Below are 19388 nucleotides of genomic sequence, written 5' to 3' on the forward strand. Positions count from 1 at the left end.
TTGTGGGAGCGAGCCTGCTCGCGAAGGCGTCGTGTCAGTCAGCCTCTACTTAACTGACCCAGCGCTTTCGCGAGCAGGCTCGCTCCCACAGGTTTCCACATCGCTTAGAAGTGGAAATTGGTGCTCAACAGTGCCGTACGGCCCGCCGCCTGGTTGGCGAAGTGGGTCGAAAAGGCTTTGTCGTAGTAGGTTTCGTTGGTCAGGTTCTGCACGTTGAGTTGCAGGTCGACGTTCTTGGTCAGCTTGTACGCGGCCATCGCGTCGTAGCGAACATAGGAATCGACCATGGTGGTGTTGGCCACGCTGCCGTACACGTCGTCGACGTAGAACGCGCCGCCACCTATGGTCAGCTTCGGCGTGACTTGGTAAGTGGTCCACAGGCTGGCGCTGTTTTTCGGCGTGTTAGGCAGTTCGTTGCCATCGTTGGCCCTGCCCATCGGACCGCCGTCGACTTGTTCGCTGTCCATGAAGGCGTAACCGGCGAACACTTGCCACTTGTCGGTGATCTTGCCGCTGGCCGACAACTCGACACCTTGCACGCGGGTCTTGCCGGCGTTTTCGTACGACGAGGTGTCGATTTGCACACGAGCGTTTTCTTTCTCGGTGCGGAAGATGTCAGCGGTCAGCGACAGGCGGTCGTTGAGCAGGTCCCACTTGGTGCCGATTTCATAGTTCTTGGTGGTTTCCGGCTCCATGTCGCTGCTCAGCAGGTTGCCGCTGCGATCCGGGGTGCCGCCCAACGGGTTGCCTTCCTGACCTTCGCCCAGGGTGTTGCCCGGTGGCGTGGCGGAGGTGGCATAGGAGGCGTAGATGCTGCCGTTTTCCGCAGGCTTGTAGACGACGCCGAACTGACCGGTGACGAATTCGCTGGTGTCATCGCCCTTGGACGTGGTGCGGCCAGCGGCGTTGTAGGTTTTGTAGTCAGTGTCGAAGTGGTCGTAGCGCAGGCCCATGTTCACCAGCCACTGCTCGGACAGCTCCAGGGTATCGAACACATACAGCGCGTAGGTGTTGGCCTGGGTGTCGGTGCCGGCGTAGTTGCGCGAGATTGCGCCGTTCCACGGATCGTTCGGGTTCGGGTTCGACAGCGAGGTGCAGTTATAGCCACTCGAAGCGCCGATCATCGACGGCGTGCAGTTGTTGCTCGCGTTGCCCGGTGTGCGCGGCGTGGTGTCGGTGTTGACGTTGTACGAAGACTTCTGGCTTTCCTCGCGGGTGTATTCCACGCCGGTGGAGAAGCTGTTCTTGAAGCCGGCGACGTAGAAATTGCCGAACAGGTCAGTCTGGTTGGTGGTGGTCTCGGTGTTGCTCACCCGAGTATTGGCCCGGCGCCAGAGGCTGCCATTGTTGACGTTGCCCTTGCTGTCGTCCGGCTGGGTCAGGATGTAGTCCTGCATGCTGGTGCCGTGACGCAGGGTGTTCTTGATCGTCAGCGAATCGCTCAGGTCATGCTCGATGGCGAAGGTCGCGGTGTCGGTGCGGCCCTTGCGGAAGTCGCGATCCAGTCCGTAGAAATTGCTGTGGTCACCGCCGGCGTACGGCTTGTCCGGATTGGACTTGGTGCGCGCAGCCGAACCGCCAGTCGGGATGGTGTAAGGGATGCCCGAATCCGGGGTGTCGTTGCTTTCGAGGTGGTAGTAGTCGAGGTTGACGCGGGTGTCGGTGCCCAGGCCAAACGCCAGGGACGGGGCGATACCCCAACGGTCGTAATCGACTTTGTCGCGACCGGCAACGTTGCTCTCGTGGCTCATCAGGTTCAGACGGCCAGCGGCGGTGTCGCTGAACTGGTAGTTGCCGTCGAGGGTGTAGCGCTGGGTCTGGTCGGAGCCCCAGGTGAAGCCGCCGTCGAACGAGTTACCCAGATGCGCTTTCTTGCTCACCAGGTTGATGCTGCCGCCTGCTGCGCCACGACCGCCTATGGCGGAGTTCGGGCCTTTGCTGACTTCAATGTTTTCCACGGCGAAGATTTCGCGGCTTTGCGAACCGGTGTCGCGCACGCCGTCGAGGTAGGTGTCGCCCTGGGCGTCGAAACCGCGAATGAACGGGCGATCGCCCTGTGGGTTGCCACCTTCACCGGCGCCGAAGGTGATGCCCGGCACGGTGCGCAGCGCGTCCTGCATGTTCAGGGCGCCGGTGTCCTTGAGCACTTGTTGCGGAATGACGGTGACCGAGCGCGGCGTGTCGACCAGCGGTGCGGTGTACTTGGGCGAGGAGGCTTTTTCGACCTGGTAGGACGTCGAATCCTGAGCTTCGCCCGTGATCGAGGTGGCGTCCAGGGCGATGGCATTGCCGGCGGCTTTGCTGTCGGTTTTTTCAGCAGCGAACACCATCTGGCCAGCGGAGCCGGCGGTGATTGCCACACCGATTGCAGAGGCGAGCAGACGTGGTGAACTGACCGGTAATTGTGCGTGTTGACGTGCCATTTTTATTCCCCTCCCCAAGGATTTGAGGCGGCGGAATATAGGGTAAACAGGTATTCGTATCAATTGCGAAACATTGTTATTCGCACTGAATTTACATTCTTTACAATTTAACCTTACGGTTTTTGCCAGTTCATTCGTCTCTCGGGTTTTACACGGTCAATAAGAATCAATACCATTGCCGCCTCTTTGCCATCAGGTGACATCGCCATGCTGCTGCACATTCCCGGACTGTTCGCGAAAGACGAAGTGCAGCGTATCCGCGAGGCGCTGGAGCAGGCCGATTGGGCTGATGGCAAGATCACCGCCGGCTTTCAATCAGCCAAGGCGAAGCACAATCTGCAATTGCCCGAAGGGCATCCGCTGGCCAAGGAAATCGGCGCGGCGATGCTGGAGCGGTTGTGGAAAAATCCGCTGTTCATGTCCGCCGCGCTGCCGCACAAAGTCTTCCCGCCGTTAGTGAACTGTTACACGGCCGGCGGCAGTTTCGATTTCCACATCGACAACGCCGTGCGCCAGCCCAAGGGCAGCATCGAACGGGTGCGCACCGATCTGTCGGCCACGCTGTTCTTCAGCGAGCCTGAGGATTACGACGGCGGCGAGCTGGAGATTCAGGACACTTTCGGCACGCAACGGGTGAAGTTGCCGGCCGGCGACATGGTGTTGTACCCCGGCACCAGCCTGCACAAGGTCAACGCGGTCACTCGTGGCGCGCGCTATGCGTCGTTTTTCTGGACGCAAAGCCTGGTGCGGGAAGATAGCCAGCGTGCGTTGCTGTTCGAGATGGACGGTGCGATTCAGCAGCTCACGCAGGACTTGCCTGATCACCCTTCGCTGATCCGCCTCACCGGCACGTATCACAACCTGCTGCGGCGCTGGGTCGAGGTATGAGTTTCCAACTGCGTCGCGAGGAAGTCCTCAGCGGCGAACAACTCAGCGCCATGCTCGGCGAAAGTCCGGCCCGTGCTGCCCAGGCGATTTTGCTGGCGGCGGGCGAGGGCGAAGTTGAAGCACAGGCGTTGCTTGGGCAAATCCTGCTGGATGGTCAGGGCATCGCCCAGGATCAAGCGCTGGCGCTGCGCTGGTTTGGCATCGCTGCCGGGCGCGGGCATCTGATGGCGCGCAACATGTTCGGGCGTTGTCATGAGCATGGTTGGGGTTGCGCGGCGGATGCGGCGATTGCCGCGCGGCATTACCGGATTGCAGCGGAGGCCGGGCTGGATTGGGCGATGTACAACCTCGCCAATCTGTTGGCGACCGGGCGCGGGGTGGCGGTGGATCATCTGCAGGCGCTGGCGCTGTATCGCCGCGCGGCCGAACTGGGCCATGCGAAATCGATGAATCTGCTGGGGCGGTATCTGGAAGAAGGGCAGGTGTGCCCGGCGGATCCTGCTGCGGCGCGCGATTGGTATCGGCGTTCGGCTGAGGGAGGGGATTTTCGCGGGCAGTTCAGTTTCGCGGCGGTATTGGCGGGTGAAGGGCTGATTGATGAGGCGGTCGATTGGCTTGAGAAAGCCTTGGCGGGCGGCAATCTGAATTTTCTGCGGGTGGCGAGTCAGACGTTGGCGAGTGCTGTAGATCCGAAGATTCAGGCGTTGGCTGGGCGGTATGCGCTTCGGTGCCAATAGCCCTCACCCTAACCCTCTCCCAGAGGGAGAGGGGACTGACCGGGGGATATTGAAGAGTTACGCCGACCTGAAAGTGCTTTGCCGAATCCATAATCGACACGGTCTCTCCGGTCGGTGAATGACGCTTTACATCTCGGTCGGCTCCCTCTCCTTTGGGAGAGGGCTGGGGTGAGGGACCTCGGTCTCAAGTACCCCGCAAAACTTCAAGCCGAACGCACAGATACAAAAAAGCCCATGACGTGTCATGGGCTTTTTGCATTACGGCTTCAGCGCTTATACGTAAAAAGACTTCAACGGCGGAAAACCATTGAACTCAACCGCGCTGTAACTGGTGGTGTACGCACCGGTCGACAGCCAGTACAGACGATCACCGATCGCCAGGTTCAGCGGCAGACCGTACTTGTAGTTCTCGTACATGATGTCGGCGCTGTCGCAGGTCGGGCCGGCGATGACCACTTCTTCCATCTCGCCTTTCTTCTCGGTCCAGATCGGGAACTTGATCGCTTCGTCCATGGTTTCGATCAGGCCGGAGAACTTGCCCACATCGGTATACACCCAACGCTCGACGGCGGTGCGCGACTTGCGTGCAACCAGTACCACTTCGCTGACCAGAATGCCGGCGTTGGCGATCAGCGAACGGCCCGGCTCGAGAATGATTTCCGGCAGGTCATCACCGAAGTCTTCTTTCAGGAAACGGATGATTTCTTCGGCGTAGGTTTCCAGGCTGTTGGTGCGGGTGATGTAGTTGGCCGGGAAGCCACCGCCCATGTTGATCAGCTTCAGATGGATGCCGTCTTCTTCTTTCAGGCGTTCGAAGATCACTTTGACCTTGGCGATCGCTGCGTCCCAGACGCTGATGTCGCGTTGTTGCGAACCGACGTGGAACGAGATGCCGTAAGGCACCAGACCGAGGTCGCGAGCGAGAATCAGCAGGTCCATGGCCATGTCGGTCTGGCAGCCGAATTTGCGCGACAGTGGCCAGTCAGCCGTGGTCGAGCCTTCGGTGAGAATGCGCACATAGACTTTCGAGCCCGGGGCAGCCTTGGCGATGTTGCGCAGGTCGGCTTCGGAGTCGGTGGAGAACAGACGCACGCCCTTCTCGTAGAAGTAGCGGATGTCCTTGGATTTCTTGATGGTGTTGCCGTAGCTGATACGGTCCGGGCTGACGCCACGATCCATCACCTTGTCCAGCTCATAGATAGAGGCGATGTCGAAGCTCGAACCTTTTTCTTTGAGCAGGTCGATGATCTCGACGGCCGGGTTGGCCTTGACCGCGTAGTAGACCTTGGCGAATTCGAAACCGGCGCGCAGGTCATCGTAGGCCTGGGCGATCATCGCGGTGTCGATCACCACGAACGGGGTTTCCTGTTTGTCGGCGAACGCTTTCATTTTGTCGAATGTAGCGCGCGCGAAATAGTCTTCGACCTGGATCGACATACTTGGGACTCCTAGTGGCAAACGTCGTTAATCAATGGGTGCAAATGAACGTCCTCCGTATCCCCACTTTGGTTCGCCTACTTCCCAAGGCATGTCGCCGAAAGCAAAAAGGCCATGGGATGTGCAGCTTTTCCCTTGGCCTTGCTGTCTCGTCGTCAGTACTTGAGCCGGATGGATCGTTTCCAGCATGGACGTTCGGCGCGAACTTTAGGGCGTGAGGGGCGTGAGATCAACTAAAAATGTCGCGTTTTTGCACGCTTCTGACGTGCGTCGCGTTCATCACTCTTTGTAGCCGACCGAGATGACGGGCAGATGTTCCCCGGGATTTTTTCAGTGTTAAAAATACCTGCACGTTCGCGGCTTTTGTCGGCCAAGTCGTGGGTAAGTGTGATGGGCGCAACATCGGCGACGTTGGCCGCGTGAGGAGGGTTTGAAAGGGATTTTGGCTGTTTCGCGGGTTGTCTCTTACATGCTGTCCGGTCCGCAGGTGTTGAGATTCTTTTCCGCTAGGCGAATGAAGAAAAAATCACCCAGATCCTGTGGGAGCGAGCCTGCTCGCGAAGGCATTTTCACAGCCAACATCATTGTTGACTGATATTGCGCTTTCGCGAGCAGGCTCGCTCCCACAGGTTTCGTGTTTTACGCGACGACGGCTTCAGCCGGCGAGACGATACTGGTCTTCATCCCGCGCGAACGACCCGAACTCAGATAAGCCGCAATCGACTCCTGCGTGACCTCACCGAGGAACACCCGCTCGGCGTCCATCACCGGCAACCACGCGCGGTTGAACTCGTACATGCGCGACAGCAGGATGCGCAAATGCTCGTCGTACGCCGCCGTGGCGTTGAACTCACGCAGGAACTGCGCGCAAGTGCCGGTCTGGCGGTGCAGGTCGCGACGACGCACATACCCCAGCGCCTTGTTCTCGGCACAGGTGACCACCACGTAGCGACGGTCATGCTCGTCCATCAATTCCAGCGCGTCGGCCACTGGCGTCTCCGGGCTGACCGACGGCGCGTTGTCCGCCGCATCTTCTGCCTTCACCAGCAACAGACGCTTGAGCGTGCTGTCCTGGCCGACGAAGCTGCTGACAAAGTCGTCCGCCGGATGCGCCAGCAGCGTGTCCGGATGATCGATCTGCAGCAGTTTGCCGGCGCGGAAGATCGCAATCTTGTCGCCCAATTTGATCGCTTCGTCGATGTCGTGGCTGACCATGATCACGGTCTTGTTCAGCGCGCGCTGCATCTCGAAGAATTCGTTCTGGATCATCTCGCGGTTGATCGGGTCGACCGCACCGAACGGTTCGTCCATCAGCAGCAACGGCGCATCGGCCGCCAGTGCGCGGATCACGCCGATGCGCTGTTGCTGGCCGCCGGACAATTCACGCGGATAGCGATGCAGGTACTGCTTGGGCTCCAGCTTGATCATGCTCATCAATTCGCGGGCGCGGTCGTGGCATTTCTGTTTGTCCCAGCCGAGCAGTTTCGGCACGACGACGATGTTCTCTTCGATGGTCATGTTCGGGAACAGACCAATCTGCTGGATCACGTAGCCGATGTTGCGGCGCAGGGTCACTTCGTCGAGGTCGGTGGTGTCTTCACCGTTGATGAGGATCTTGCCCGAGGTCGGTTTGATCAGGCGGTTGATCATCTTCAGCGTGGTGCTTTTGCCGCAACCCGATGGCCCGAGGAACACACAGATTTCGCCTTCATTGACGGTCAGGCTTACCGAATCCACGGCTTTGACATCTTTGCCGTTGCTTTGGAAAGTTTTGCTGAGGTTTTGAAGTTCGATCATTTAAGGAGTCCTTTTGGAGTCAACGAGCGTTGCAGCCATTGGAGAAACAGGTCAGCGAAAATGGCCAGAAGACTGACCAGCAGTGCGCCGACGATCAGCATCGACATGTCACTGCGGCTGATGGAAGCGAGGATCAACACACCGAGGCCGCCGGCGCCGATGGTCGCGGCGATGGTCATCACGCCGATGTTCATCACCACGGCGGTGCGCACACCAGCGAGGATCACCGGCACGGCGATCGGTAGTTCGACCATGCGCAGGCGCTGGCCGAAGGTCATGCCGATGCCGCGCGCGGCTTCACGGATGCCCGGTTCGACGCCCGTCAATGCGAGGTAGGTATTGCGCATGATCGGCAGCAGCGAATAAAGGAACACGGCGGTGATCGCTGGCATCGGGCCAAGGCCCTGACCGAACTTGGAGTAGAACGGCAGCAGCAGGCCGAACAGGGCAATCGACGGCACGGTCAGCAGCACTGTGGCGCTGGCTTGCAAGGGGCCTGCGAGGGTCGGAAAGCGGGTCATCAGAATGCCCAGCGGCACGCCAACGACAATCGCCAGGGTTACGGCGATGCCGACCAGGGTGATGTGCTGCCAGGTCAGGTGCATCACCTGCTGCCAGTCGAGGTGGGAAAAGGCGTTCAGAAATTCCATGACTTTTCCTCCTTAGTTGAGTGGGTGCTGGCGCAGGAAATCGGCGGCAACTTTCGACGGACTTTCGTGATCGACATCGACCCGCGCGTTGAGTTGGCGCATGGTCTCGTCATCGAACAGTTCGGCCAGTGGCTTGAGTTGCTCGGCCAGTTGCGGGTGCGCGTCCAGATACGCCTGACGCACCACCGGTGCGGCGGTGTAGTCGGGGAAGTAGTGTTTGTCGTCTTCCAGCAGCTTCAAGCCGAAGGCATTGAGGCGACCGTCGGTGGTGTAGACCAGACCGGCAAACACCTGGCCGTTGCGCAGCGCGGTGTAGACCAGCCCCGCGTCCATCTGACGGATGTTCTTGCGGGTCAGGTTCATGCCGTAGAGATCGACCATGCCGATCAGCCCGTCGGAGCGGTTGGCAAACTCGGTGTCCAGCGCCACCAGGTGATTGGTCTTGGCCTCGGCGCGCAGCACTTCGTTCAACTGGCTGATGTTGTTGATCTGCGGATTTTCCTCGGCGACTTTTTTCGGCAGCGCGAGGGCGTAGGTGTTGCTGAATTTCGACGGGGTCAGCCAGACCAGGCCTTTTTTCGCGTCGAGTTCTTTCACCCGGGCGTAGGACTGGGCGCTGTCGAGTTTTTCGGTGACATGGTTGTAGGCCACCAGCGACACGCCGGTGTATTCCCAGAGCATGTCCAGCTGCCCGCTTTCGTGGGCGCTGCGGGCGAGGTTGCTGCCCAGACCACCGGTGATTTGCGCGTCGTAGCCTTTGCTGCGCAGGTATTGCGCGGTGATTTCCGCGAGCAGGGTCTGCTCGGTAAATACTCGTGCGCCGAGGCGGATAACCGGTTTTTCAGCGGCTTGGGCGACGCCTGCGAACAGCAGGATACAGCCCAGAATCAAGCTCAATCGTTTCATAGGTATTCCTTCACAAAGCCTTAAGACGGGCGCAAACCGCGTTCCAGCCAGAGGCGGCTGGCGAGGGTGACGACGCCATCGAGCAGCAAGGCCAGCAGCGCGGTGCACGCGGCGCCGAGCAGCAGTTGCGGCTGATTGTTCAGGGCGATGCCAGGGAAGATCAGGCTGCCGAGGCTGTTGGCACCGATCAGGAAGGCCAGCGGCGCGGTGCCGACGTTGATTGCCAGCGCGACACGCACACCACCGACGATGATCGGCACGGCGTTGGGCAATTCGACTTTCCACAGCACCTGGCGTGGGGTCATGCCGATGCCGACGGCCGCTTCTTTCAGCGAGCCCTGCACGTTTTTCAGGCCTTCATAGGTGTTGCGCACAATCGGCAACAGGGAGGCGAGGAATAAAGCGAAGATCGCCGGGCCACTGCCGATGCCGAGGACACCCAGGGCAATCGCGAGCACGGCCAGCGGAGGCACGGTGTTACCGATATTGAAGATCTGCATGAAGCGTTCAGCGCGGCCGACCATGGTCGGGCGACTGAGGAAGATACCGGCGGGGATGCCCACGACCAGGGCGGCCAGCATTGAAGCGAGGACGAGAATCAGATGAGCTTGCAGGTAAAACAACAAATCGTCGCGGTAGTGTTCGATCGTGTTGATGCCGATCCAGTGGACCAGCAGGGCCAGGAGCGCGATCACCACCGCACCTCCCATCAGCCCTTTGCCATAGCGGATAGCCACAGGCGGACTCCTTTTCTTGTAGTCGGCGAACGCTCTCCCGTGTGGCATGCCATACATGGCTGCCGGGAATAAACGTTCGCGAGAAGCAGCTCCCTCAGCACCGGCAAAAAGCGGTCTGAAAGCGAGCCATGAGCGCAGCCTCGTCAGGCTAACTTGCTGATTTTTCAGCCCCTGACGAAAATTCGTAACAGGGGATGGACGTCTCCGTGCTTTAAAAGGTTCCCACATAAGATGCCATCTGGCCACCTGTAGGAGCTGCCGAAGGCTGCGATCTTTTGACTTTGTTCTAGCGCAACAGAGCAAAAGATCGCAGCCTGCGGCAGCTCCTACAGGGTTTTGCGGGCCCGAGGGACGGTGGTTCGGCGGTTACTTTTTAAGCTATACTCGCCGCCCTTTTTTGAATCACCGCCAGGCGATTTCCCATGACCAACCAGGCCGCCGAAGTCGCGAAACGCCGCACTTTCGCCATTATTTCCCACCCCGATGCCGGTAAAACCACGATCACCGAAAAGCTCCTGTTGATGGGCAAGGCGATTGCAGTGGCCGGTACGGTGAAATCCCGTAAATCCGATCGCCATGCGACATCCGACTGGATGGAGATGGAGAAGCAACGGGGTATTTCCATTACCACGTCGGTCATGCAGTTCCCGTATCGCGAACACATGATCAACCTGCTCGACACCCCGGGCCACGAAGACTTCTCCGAAGACACCTACCGCACCCTGACGGCGGTCGACTCGGCATTGATGGTCCTCGACGGCGGTAAAGGTGTAGAGCCGCGGACCATTGCGCTGATGGACGTCTGCCGTCTGCGTGACACGCCGATCGTCAGCTTCATCAACAAACTCGACCGTGATATTCGCGACCCGATCGAACTGCTCGACGAGATCGAAGCCGTTCTGAAGATCAAGGCTGCGCCGATCACCTGGCCGATCGGTTGCTACCGCGACTTCAAGGGCGTGTACCACCTGGCGGATGACTACATCATTGTCTACACCGCCGGTCACGGTCACGAACGCACCGAAACCAAGATCATCGAAAAACTCGACTCCGACGAGGCGCGCGCACACCTGGGCGACGAGTACGAGCGTTTCATCGAACAGCTGGAACTGGTGCAGGGCGCCTGCCACGAATTCAACCAGCAGGAATTCCTTGACGGTCAACTGACCCCGGTGTTCTTCGGTACCGCACTGGGCAACTTCGGTGTTGACCATGTACTTGACGCCGTTGTTGATTGGGCACCGCGTCCGCTGGCCCGTGTGGCCAATGAGCGTACCGTCGAGCCGGTGGAAGAGAAGTTTTCGGGCTTCATCTTCAAGATCCAGGCGAACATGGACCCGAAACACCGCGACCGCATCGCGTTCATGCGTATCTGCTCGGGCAAGTACGAGAAAGGCATGAAGATGCGCCACGTGCGCACCGGCAAGGACGTGCGCATCGGCGACGCCCTGACGTTCTTCTCCTCCGAACGTGAGCAATTGGAAGAGGCGTACGCCGGCGACATCATTGGTCTGCACAACCACGGTACGATCCAGATTGGCGACACCTTCAGTGAAGGTGAAACCCTTGGTTTCACCGGTATTCCGCACTTTGCGCCGGAGCTGTTCCGTCGTGTGCGTCTGCGTGATCCGCTGAAGTCCAAGCAGTTGCGTCAGGGTCTGCAGCAGTTGGCCGAAGAGGGCGCAACGCAGGTGTTTTTCCCGGAGCGCAGCAACGACATCATTCTTGGCGCCGTCGGTGTGCTGCAGTTTGATGTGGTCGCCAGCCGTTTGAAGGAGGAATACAAGGTTGAGTGCTCGTATGAGCCGATTACTGTGTACTCCGCACGCTGGATTGAGTGCAGCGACAAGAAGAAGCTTGAGGAGTTTTCCAACAAGGCTGTGGAGAACCTGGCGGTCGATGGCGGTGGTCACCTGACTTACCTGGCGCCGACGCGGGTTAACCTGGCGTTGATGGAAGAGCGTTGGCCGGATGTGAAATTCCGCGCGACGCGTGAGCATCATTAAAATAAAAAAGGGCAGCCCAAGGGCTGCCCTTTTTTTTAACTTTCTTTGGCTTTTATCCCTCTAACAAATTTCATTTTTAGCGCAGATTTATAGACGCGGCCTGCACGCCACTTGGATACATCCTTAGGCGTTTGTTCAAAGAAGCCCATGTCTTTCATTGTGCGTAGTGCGCCTTTAATTGCCTCTTCGCTTATCGAGGAAGCAATGTCTGAGTGAATTTTTTGAGCTAGTGAGTCTAATGTAAATGGTGTAGCCTTGCCTTTAAGTGCATCGAGTAGGAGATTAACCTTTCTAAGGTTCTCTGTAAGTTCGGGGTCTAAGGTTATCGCGTGCGCTAACTCTTGTTTAGCATCGTTGATAAAGTTGTTCGCCGCTGTATCGTATGATTCAAATATAGATGATTGTTCTATCTTTCCATTTTCATCAACAGGGTTAGGCAGCTTTTGAAGGTGTGCGAATAGCGACTCTATGAAGTTATAGAATAATCTCGGGTAGAACGTTGCGAGATGCTCGTTGTCTTGAGATGAAGCGTCGCGGAAGTAGGTTTTGATGAATGTAATGGTTTTTATATTGCTGCGGCGTAGATTTTCGGGAAATATTTGCAATAAAAAAGACTCGCAGTCTTCTGTGGAAAGTTTGCCAAGACAAATATCCTGTTTGTGTTTTTCGATTTCCTTTATAGTTTCTGGAAAGCTGCGTTGAACCCATGAATTAGACGCTAAACAGGCTAGAGCGTAATTCATTTGAGCCTGCTCATCCCAATAAAGATCAATCTTTCGACCAGAAGTTTGTTGCTCGATATTTTGACTTCCGATTGCTAGGTCAACACGGATGAAAAGTCTAATGCTTAGTCGCTGTCGGAAGTCGCTACTGTTCTGCACAGTGTTCATGCACAATATTATGCCTTCTACAAATCGCTTAAGTTTTGTAGAGGGAACAGCGGTCTCAAGGCCATCCACAAGTAGATTTATTTTTCTGCTTTTGAGTTTTTCTGCAACTTGTAATGGTGTGACATCTTGAGCAAGCTGTTCGTAAGATAAGCGAGCGTACCCTTGTAGGATTGATTTGTATTGAATGTTGGATTTTTCTGCTTCAAGGCGCGCAGATATTAGCGCCCACCAAAAAGTTTCGTAATCGTCATTAATTTTATTTAGTATTGTTTTTATATAGGTGTCGGAACTATTTGGTATGTTTGGGTCTATTTGGCCATATTCGCTGGGTGAAAGCAGAGGCAACCCAATTCCGCGCTCAACTGACTCTTTGAAAAGACGACTTTTCCCAGTTCCTTTTCTACCGAATATATAATTTAGGTTGGAGTCTTGTTGCAGAATTGACCGGGTCATGTCTGATTCAACAAACCAAGTCTGGTCGATAATGCCAGATGAGGATGTTTTCGCTTGTGGCTTGGCCTCGAGTTGGACTGGCTTTATAGAGGGTTTGTTAATCCCTAATATTTCTTTTAGTTGATTTAATGCGTAAATATTTTCAGTCTGAAGTTGTGATATTTTAGGGAGTGAACTGTTAAAGAATGCTCTGTCATATATCCATGGGATATAGAAGCGTTCAAGCACGTCAGTAGGTAAAGGCTCCGGATCTTCAGCCTCCACTGCTAAAGCTTCAGATAGAATTTCTAAAAGTTTTTCTTTGAATTCTGCTTCTGATTCAGTGGTGCTGCCCTTCTTTTTCAAACTATCAAGAGAAAAAGATACATATGCCCCCGGATTTTTAGGGTTGAAAGACAGTAAGGTTTTTATTCCCTGCAACCAAGTTGTTTGATTGTCTGGGCGACTAAATATTACACAGGGGCCTGGAATTGTGCTGATTATGGGAATGACAGAAGTTGTGGTTCCGGTTCGGTGGTCCACTAAGATCGTGTCAAATTCTCCAGATTTAATACTGTCAATGTCTAAGATTTTTAGAAATATGTCTGATAATGACTTAGGGTCGAGTGCGCATCGAAGCGAAAAAGCTTCATAGTCCATTTCCCATGCTTGATCTGTTGGGCGGCAACCTATGAAATAAACTCCAGGGATTGCAGGGTTTGATGTATAGCTAGGCTCTCCCGCCCAGCCTGAATAACCCATTAGAGAGTTTTCGATTTGAATGTTCTCAATGCCGAAAATTGTATGGAGAGTGGGCGCTTCAATGTCTGCGTCAATGACTAAAACTTTATGCCCGTTGTCCGCTAGATCCCTAGCTAAAGCGCCTACGACGGAGGAGCGGGCTTGGCCACCTTTTTGGCCATAAAAATGTATAGTGTTAATGTTCTCAGTATTTTTGTGCTGTATGTTTTCCTTAAAGCATAAGTTGTGCTGAGAAAGCCAGTGATTGTTCGAGTCGGTAGTTAATAGAAAGCTGTAGTCTTCTTGAAGTTCCAGCTCTGTTAGCAGAAGGAGCTGAGATGAACTGCTTTCAATTATTCTTGATAATTCTTCTTCGTTTATTTCGCAGTTATTTACAATCAGCGACACTCGCTGAGCTTCATCAAGGTTTTCGAATTCTGGACTTGATACGATTATATATATCGTGGGAAAGCTAAAGCTTACCAGCGCATTTTGGTATGTTTCTCTAATTCTCTCTAGCAGCTCTGATAAGGTTCTCATACGCCTCTCCCTAACGCTTTAAGCGTAGCAATTGTATTTTTTGCTATGTTATTAAGTGCGGTGATATTAGTTGTGGGTGTGGTTTTTGATGTCCAGTCATTCAGATAGCGCGTATATCGAATTGTGGGGTAGGAATACGAAGGTAGAGTTCCTGTGCCTTTTTTTGATTCTACGTGTATCTTACTGAATGCTGCTTTTAGCTCCGATATTCTAGTATTAAGTGCGCCTGCGTGCGGCCGTCCGGCAGACGTTTTAGAGAGGTTCTGCAGTTTGTTGATTATGTCATGGCTTTTCGTCGGAGCGATGTCGGAAAGTTTTAGTTCTATAGCTATTAGTCGGCAATATGTTTCGACTAGGTCACTTCCGCATGCAAAAGCCTTTTTGAACTCAATAATGTTTTGTGCGTGAGGCAAAATTTAACTCCTTTTAAAAGTTCAGGCTTTATTTTTCATTGTGCTTGTTTGACTTTTCTTTCGCCGATAATTTTTTGTTTCTAGCTTGCTCGCCAACAAGCTAGGACCCTTCGCGATCGGTATTTGTCACGCAGCATACTGTACGAGGCGCCGCCGGAAAGGTCGAGTACCGATCACTGTACGTTCGCGCGCTAAATCGAATGGAACGAAAAAAAATGGGAGATTCTCCAATACGGTGTTGAGTTAACTCGTGCTGGCCTGACTTGAAGCTATGGGTACACTGAGCATTGAAATGTTGAATCGGTATATCGAAACCCCGTAGCGAGAGCTGCGGGGTTTGTAACGCTTGTCAAATCTCGATATCTGATGTGGGCCTGCTGCTCTGAGATCAGAGCAGACATTGCGCGGCCGGAGACAATCAACTCTGGTCTGGCAATTCCAGCGTATCAAGCACCCGATTCACTGCCAGCTCACTGAGCATCACCAACTGTGCAATACCCAGCAGTATTCTGCGGTACGACAGGGGCAGAATGCCTGCGAAATCCAGGGGGATGGTTTTGGCCGACCCCAGCGTTTCGCTGACGTTGGCAAGCAGCTCTGCACTGTTGTATTCCGTGTCGACGGCGTACATCGGAGCACGTCTGCGTTGCGAGCCGGGATTGTTGGATGGATTTAGATAATGGTCGAGCGCGCGTTTTGCGGCTTCGTGGAGTTTCTTCGAGTCAGGTGATTCGTAGGGAGAGGTGGCATCGGTCTTGGGGAAATCTTCTGGCGGGTTTGGTGGTAGTTTGATCATGGTGAAGCTCCTGAGGTTAGGAAGCCACTCCTGTCAACGCGGATCGTGTTGTCGTTGCAGGCCGATGTAAAGAAAAGATTTGTTTGTGTTATGCAAAGAAGGATGGCGAAACACCAATATTTAGTTGTGTTGGTTTGATTACAGATTTTGTCTTTTCCGCGACAACTCAACTTCAAATCTCTACTGTTCGAAGCTCACGCAGCCTTCAAGGATCAATTGAATGACGAGTCGACTGACTCACCTGCTACGCCTCGACGGTTATTTCGGCGTGATGGCCTGGGTGCTCGCGGCGCTGTTGTTCATCAATCGCCTGAGCAGCATGGTCAAGCTGTTCATGGCGTTGTACTTGCGTCAGGAGCTGGGGCTGGCGATCGAGACGGTGGGCTGGTTGCTGTCGGCTTACGGCGCGGGTTTGCTGGTGGGGTCGATGCTCGGTGGCTGGCTCAGCGATCATGTGCGCACGGCGCGGCTGACGGCGGCACTGTTTTTCATTTCGGTGTGGGTGTTGATTCTGCTGGGGCTGGTCACGCAAGTGCCGTTGCTCGCTGCATTGTTGTTGCTTAGCGGGACGCTCGATGGGGCTATCCGCACCCTGCATCAGCGGCTGATCATGGAATATTGCGAGGTGGCGCAGCGTTCGCGTGCGCAGGCCTTGAGCCGGGTGGCGCGCAATCTGGGCATGGCCGCCGCCGGGGTGGCGGGCGGGGTGTTGGCGCAGACGGATTTTCGCTGGGTGTTTTTCGGCAGTGCGGCGATGACGTTGCTGGCGCTGCTGTGGTTTGTTCGCACCACGTGGCGGCGGCCGGTACTGATCAATGACGAACCCTCGATGGCCAGTGCAGGGGGATCGGGGACGCCGTATCGCGATAAGCCCTTCCTGTGGCTGCTGGCGGCGACGGCTGTTCTTGGGATCGCGTTCGACACGGTCTACAGCACGCTGGGTAACTATCTGCGTGATTACTATCAGTTGAGCACCGAGGCGATCGGCTGGCAGTTCGGGCTTAATGCGCTGCTGGTGATCGCGCTGCAGATTCCGCTGTCGCACTGGGGCGAGCGCTGGGGTACGCGTCGGCAGATGCTCGCGGGTAGTTTGCTGCTGGCGTGCGGGCTGGGCATGTTGCCGTTCGGTTCCGGGCTGGCGTTCGTCTGTCTGTCGACGGTGATCTGGACGTTGGGCGAGGCGTTGTTCATGCCGCCGCTGAATGTGCTGGCGATGCAGTTTGCGCAGAGTGGCAAAAGCGGTCAGTACTTTGGCCTGTTCTTTATGAGCTGGAGTGCCAGCGCGTTGCTGTCGCCGGTGCTCAGCGGTCAGTTATACGGCAACTTCGGTGGCCACAGTGTCTGGCTGGCCAGCACTGTGTTGGTGCTGATGTCGCTCCCCTTGACGTGGCAAGCCACGCGCCCGCTTAGTTGATCCGGCGATAGGCATTATTCGAAACCTGTCTGTCGGTGAAGGGCATTTCTGCCGGCTCGTAAGCGTCCTATCTGGTGAACCCGATGGATCGGAACTAGATTTCACACAGCGCCAGTCAGGCACGAATGTCTCACCTGAAAATGGATGGAGTCGGCTATGAAAAGCAGGTTGCTACGGGTTTTATTGCTGTTGAAAGTGATGGTCATGCTGTCCCTCGGCAGCGCGACGGCCTGGGCCGAGTGCGAGGATCACGACTCCCAGGCCTTTAACGGCCAGGTCGGGCATAGCGGCTTGATGCTCGCCAAGTCCGAGTCCGAACCGGGCGATCAGGGGCAGGGTGGCAGTGCCGATGATGACGACTCGACTACCGATGATCCGGATTCCGACGATGAAGACGGTGACAGCCAGACGTAAATCGCAGGCAAAAGAAAACCCCTTCTGCCTCGACTGATGCGCAATCGGGGCGGAAGGGGTTTGCTCAACACTTTATCCCTGAATAAACACGATCCCTGTAGGAGCTGCGGCACGCTGCGATCTTTTGATTCCGATTCTGACAATCAAAAGATCGCAGCCTTGTTTCACTCGACAGCTCCTACAGGTTTTGTGTCGGTCTCCGGGTTTGCTTACGCCGCGCCGTCGAGGAATTGCTCGGCGTAGTGGCAAGCCACCTGCCGGCTGTCGAGCTGGCGCAATGCCGGCTCTTCCGTGCTGCACCGCTCGGTCGCATACGGGCAGCGCTTGTGGAAAGCGCAACCTGGCGGCGGGTTCAGCGGGTTAGGCAGTTCGCCGACGATCTTGATTTTCGGCTTGTTCGGGTCCGGGTGAATGGTCGGGGTCGCCGACAGCAGCGCCTGGGTATACGGGTGCAACGGACGCTCGTAAATGTCGTTCTTCGGCCCCAGCTCCACCGGGCGACCGAGGTACATCACCATCACGTCATCGGCCACGTGTTGCACCACCGCGAGGTTGTGCGAGATGAACACGTAAGCGGTGTTGAACTCCTGCTGCAGATCCATGAACAGGTTCAGCACCTGCGCCTGAATCGACACGTCCAATGCCGAAGTCGGTTCGTCCGCCACCAGCACTTTCGGTTGCAACATCATCGCCCGGGCCAAGGCGATACGCTGACGCTGACCGCCGGAGAACATGTGCGGATAGCGCTGATAGTGTTCAGGGCGCAAGCCGACCTGTTTCATCATCGCCTGGACTTTCTCGCGACGCTCGGCGGCGGAGAGGTTGGTGTTGATCAGCAGCGGCTCGCCGAGCTGATCACCGACTTTCTGCCGAGGGTTCAACGACGCGTATGGGCTTTGGAAGACCATCTGCACGTCTTTGCGCAGTTGCTTGCGCTGCGCCTTGTCGGCACCGGCGACTTCCTGGCCGGCGATTTTCAGCGAGCCGGACGATGGATCTTCAATCAGTGTCAGAGCACGGGCGAGGGTGGATTTGCCGCAGCCCGACTCACCCACAACAGCGAGAGTCTTGCCGGCTTCCAGTTCGAACGACACGCCGTTCAGTGCGCGTACGGTCGCATGGCCCTTGAACAGGCCACGGGAAACTTCGTAGTGACGGGTCAGGTCGCGGGCGGTAAGTACGACGGCCATTACGCCACCTCCTGGTTGAGCGGGAAGAAGCAGCGGGCGAGGCTGTGGCTTTTCGGATCAAGACCTGGACGCTGCGCGCGGCAGCTGTCCTGCACATACGGGCAGCGCGGCGACAGCAGGCAACCCTGTGGACGGTCGTAGCGGCCCGGAACGATGCCCGGCAGGGTCGACAGGCGTGAGGCGCCGAGGCTGTGCTCGGGAATCGCCTTGAGCAGGGCTTCGCTGTACGGGTGCGCCGGGATGTCGAACAGTTGCGGCACCTGACCGACTTCAACGGCTTGACCTGCGTACATCACACAGACGCGCTGGGCAGTTTCAGCCACGACCGCGAGGTCGTGAGTGATCAGCACCAGGCCCATGTTCTGTTCTTTCTGCAATGCCAGCAGCAGGTCCATGATCTGCGCCTGAATCGTCACGTCGAGTGCCGTGGTCGGTTCGTCGGCGATCAGCAGTTTCGGCTCGCCGGCAATCGCCATGGCGATCGCAACACGCTGGCTCATACCGCCGGACAGTTGATGCGGGTAGGCGTCCATACGGCTCGCAGCGCCCGGGATTTCAACTTTTTCCAGCAGCTCGATCGCACGTTTGCGTGCTTGCTTGCCGGACATTTTCAGGTGCAGGCGCAGCACTTCTTCGATCTGGAAACCGACGGTGTAGCTCGGGTTCAGTGCGGTCATCGGATCCTGAAAAACCATCGACAGGTCTTTGCCGACGATTTGCCGACGCTGACGATTGCTCAGTTTGAGCATGTCTTTGCCGTCGAAGCTGAGCGAGTCGGCGGTGACGATGCCGGGATGCTCGATCAGGCCCATCAGCGCCATCATGGTCACGGATTTACCCGAACCCGACTCGCCCACGATGGCCAGTACTTCGCCTTTGTCGACTTTCAGGTCGAGGCCGTCGACCACCGGGGTCGCGGTCTTGTCGCCGAAGCGAACGTTGAGATTCTTGATTTCTAGCAGTGACATGGGAATCTC

The 19388-nt window shown here is 56.3% G+C and carries 15 protein-coding genes; 5 read left to right on the plus strand and 10 right to left on the minus strand.

The window, feature by feature from the left end; genetic code table 11:
* Window positions 1-104: 104 nt before the first annotated feature.
* Complete coding sequence (locus tag QZR14_RS09455) at window positions 105-2423, minus strand: TonB-dependent receptor (protein WP_311996415.1); 2319 nt, start codon at window positions 2421-2423, stop codon at window positions 105-107.
* A 207-nt stretch (window positions 2424-2630) separates the two neighbouring features.
* Here QZR14_RS09455 and QZR14_RS09460 point away from each other — a divergent pair, with 207 nt between their 5' ends.
* Both QZR14_RS09460 and QZR14_RS09465 read left to right on the plus strand, forming a co-directional pair.
* Window positions 2631-3311, plus strand: a complete 681-nt coding sequence (locus tag QZR14_RS09460; RefSeq protein WP_257357006.1) for a Fe2+-dependent dioxygenase — start codon at window positions 2631-2633, stop codon at window positions 3309-3311.
* On the plus strand, window positions 3308-4048 hold the full coding sequence (locus tag QZR14_RS09465) for a tetratricopeptide repeat protein (RefSeq protein WP_311996416.1): 741 nt from the start codon (window positions 3308-3310) through the stop codon (window positions 4046-4048). Before QZR14_RS09460 ends, QZR14_RS09465 begins: the two co-directional genes overlap by 4 nt.
* Before the next feature lie 273 nt (window positions 4049-4321).
* On the opposite strand, the gene QZR14_RS09470 is transcribed toward QZR14_RS09465, so the two are convergent.
* The 5 genes from QZR14_RS09470 to QZR14_RS09490 form a co-directional block, all read right to left on the minus strand.
* A complete protein-coding gene (locus tag QZR14_RS09470; RefSeq protein ID WP_007915304.1) occupies window positions 4322-5485 on the minus strand; it encodes a type III PLP-dependent enzyme in 1164 nt (387 codons plus the stop codon).
* 639 nt (window positions 5486-6124) lie between these two features.
* A complete protein-coding gene (locus QZR14_RS09475) occupies window positions 6125-7282 on the minus strand; it encodes an osmoprotectant ABC transporter ATP-binding protein OsmV (protein WP_016986352.1) in 1158 nt (385 codons plus the stop codon).
* Window positions 7279-7932 carry an ABC transporter permease gene (locus QZR14_RS09480; protein WP_007915307.1) on the minus strand — a complete coding sequence of 218 codons (654 nt, stop codon included), beginning with the start codon at window positions 7930-7932 and terminating at the stop codon, window positions 7279-7281. The genes QZR14_RS09475 and QZR14_RS09480 overlap by 4 nt, the downstream gene beginning before the upstream one ends.
* Before the next feature lie 12 nt (window positions 7933-7944).
* A complete protein-coding gene (locus QZR14_RS09485; protein WP_311996417.1) occupies window positions 7945-8838 on the minus strand; it encodes a glycine betaine ABC transporter substrate-binding protein in 894 nt (297 codons plus the stop codon).
* A gap of 20 nt (window positions 8839-8858) precedes the next feature.
* Window positions 8859-9548 (minus strand): ABC transporter permease, encoded by a 690-nt coding sequence (locus tag QZR14_RS09490; protein WP_169844036.1) that lies wholly within the window; start codon window positions 9546-9548, stop codon window positions 8859-8861.
* A 449-nt stretch (window positions 9549-9997) separates the two neighbouring features.
* On the opposite strand from QZR14_RS09490, the gene QZR14_RS09495 reads away from it, so the two are divergent.
* A complete protein-coding gene (locus QZR14_RS09495; RefSeq protein WP_311996418.1) occupies window positions 9998-11581 on the plus strand; it encodes a peptide chain release factor 3 in 1584 nt (527 codons plus the stop codon).
* Between the two features lie 35 nt (window positions 11582-11616).
* On the opposite strand, the gene QZR14_RS09500 is transcribed toward QZR14_RS09495, so the two are convergent.
* Window positions 11617-14184, minus strand: a complete 2568-nt coding sequence (locus tag QZR14_RS09500) for a nucleotide-binding protein (protein WP_311996419.1) — start codon at window positions 14182-14184, stop codon at window positions 11617-11619.
* 831 nt (window positions 14185-15015) lie between these two features.
* A complete protein-coding gene (locus QZR14_RS09505) occupies window positions 15016-15393 on the minus strand; it encodes a DUF6124 family protein (RefSeq protein WP_311996420.1) in 378 nt (125 codons plus the stop codon).
* 220 nt (window positions 15394-15613) lie between these two features.
* Here QZR14_RS09505 and QZR14_RS09510 point away from each other — a divergent pair, with 220 nt between their 5' ends.
* Together QZR14_RS09510 and QZR14_RS09515 are read left to right on the plus strand one after the other, a co-directional pair.
* Window positions 15614-16807 (plus strand): MFS transporter, encoded by a 1194-nt coding sequence (locus tag QZR14_RS09510; protein ID WP_311996421.1) that lies wholly within the window; start codon window positions 15614-15616, stop codon window positions 16805-16807.
* 156 nt (window positions 16808-16963) lie between these two features.
* A complete protein-coding gene (locus tag QZR14_RS09515; RefSeq protein WP_250607095.1) occupies window positions 16964-17221 on the plus strand; it encodes a hypothetical protein in 258 nt (85 codons plus the stop codon).
* Between the two features lie 209 nt (window positions 17222-17430).
* Here QZR14_RS09515 and QZR14_RS09520 read toward each other — a convergent pair whose 3' ends face one another.
* Entirely contained in the window at window positions 17431-18411 is a 981-nt protein-coding gene (locus QZR14_RS09520; RefSeq protein WP_007917625.1) for a peptide ABC transporter ATP-binding protein, read from the minus strand.
* Window positions 18411-19379 carry an ABC transporter ATP-binding protein gene (locus tag QZR14_RS09525; RefSeq protein ID WP_095125386.1) on the minus strand — a complete coding sequence of 323 codons (969 nt, stop codon included), beginning with the start codon at window positions 19377-19379 and terminating at the stop codon, window positions 18411-18413. The genes QZR14_RS09520 and QZR14_RS09525 overlap by 1 nt, the downstream gene beginning before the upstream one ends.
* Between the last annotated feature and the right edge of the window lie 9 nt (window positions 19380-19388).

Source organism: Pseudomonas sp. rhizo66 (assembly GCF_031931925.1).
Taxonomy (GTDB): domain Bacteria; phylum Pseudomonadota; class Gammaproteobacteria; order Pseudomonadales; family Pseudomonadaceae; genus Aquipseudomonas.

What these genes read in the sequence shown, in the direction of transcription:
- QZR14_RS09515 (WP_250607095.1), top strand. Translation starts at nt 16,964, where the DNA reads ATGAAAAGCAGGTTGCTACGGGTTTTATTGCTGTTGAAAGTGATGGTC.
- QZR14_RS09495 (WP_311996418.1), top strand. Translation starts at nt 9,998, where the DNA reads ATGACCAACCAGGCCGCCGAAGTCGCGAAACGCCGCACTTTCGCCATT.
- QZR14_RS09520 (WP_007917625.1), bottom strand. Translation starts at nt 18,411, where the DNA reads ATGGCCGTCGTACTTACCGCCCGCGACCTGACCCGTCACTACGAAGTT.
- QZR14_RS09510 (WP_311996421.1), top strand. Translation starts at nt 15,614, where the DNA reads ATGACGAGTCGACTGACTCACCTGCTACGCCTCGACGGTTATTTCGGC.
- QZR14_RS09475 (WP_016986352.1), bottom strand. Translation starts at nt 7,282, where the DNA reads ATGATCGAACTTCAAAACCTCAGCAAAACTTTCCAAAGCAACGGCAAA.
- QZR14_RS09480 (WP_007915307.1), bottom strand. Translation starts at nt 7,932, where the DNA reads ATGGAATTTCTGAACGCCTTTTCCCACCTCGACTGGCAGCAGGTGATG.
- QZR14_RS09500 (WP_311996419.1), bottom strand. Translation starts at nt 14,184, where the DNA reads ATGAGAACCTTATCAGAGCTGCTAGAGAGAATTAGAGAAACATACCAA.
- QZR14_RS09470 (WP_007915304.1), bottom strand. Translation starts at nt 5,485, where the DNA reads ATGTCGATCCAGGTCGAAGACTATTTCGCGCGCGCTACATTCGACAAA.
- QZR14_RS09490 (WP_169844036.1), bottom strand. Translation starts at nt 9,548, where the DNA reads ATGGGAGGTGCGGTGGTGATCGCGCTCCTGGCCCTGCTGGTCCACTGG.
- QZR14_RS09455 (WP_311996415.1), bottom strand. Translation starts at nt 2,423, where the DNA reads ATGGCACGTCAACACGCACAATTACCGGTCAGTTCACCACGTCTGCTC.
- QZR14_RS09460 (WP_257357006.1), top strand. Translation starts at nt 2,631, where the DNA reads ATGCTGCTGCACATTCCCGGACTGTTCGCGAAAGACGAAGTGCAGCGT.
- QZR14_RS09485 (WP_311996417.1), bottom strand. Translation starts at nt 8,838, where the DNA reads ATGAAACGATTGAGCTTGATTCTGGGCTGTATCCTGCTGTTCGCAGGC.
- QZR14_RS09505 (WP_311996420.1), bottom strand. Translation starts at nt 15,393, where the DNA reads ATGATCAAACTACCACCAAACCCGCCAGAAGATTTCCCCAAGACCGAT.
- QZR14_RS09465 (WP_311996416.1), top strand. Translation starts at nt 3,308, where the DNA reads ATGAGTTTCCAACTGCGTCGCGAGGAAGTCCTCAGCGGCGAACAACTC.
- QZR14_RS09525 (WP_095125386.1), bottom strand. Translation starts at nt 19,379, where the DNA reads ATGTCACTGCTAGAAATCAAGAATCTCAACGTTCGCTTCGGCGACAAG.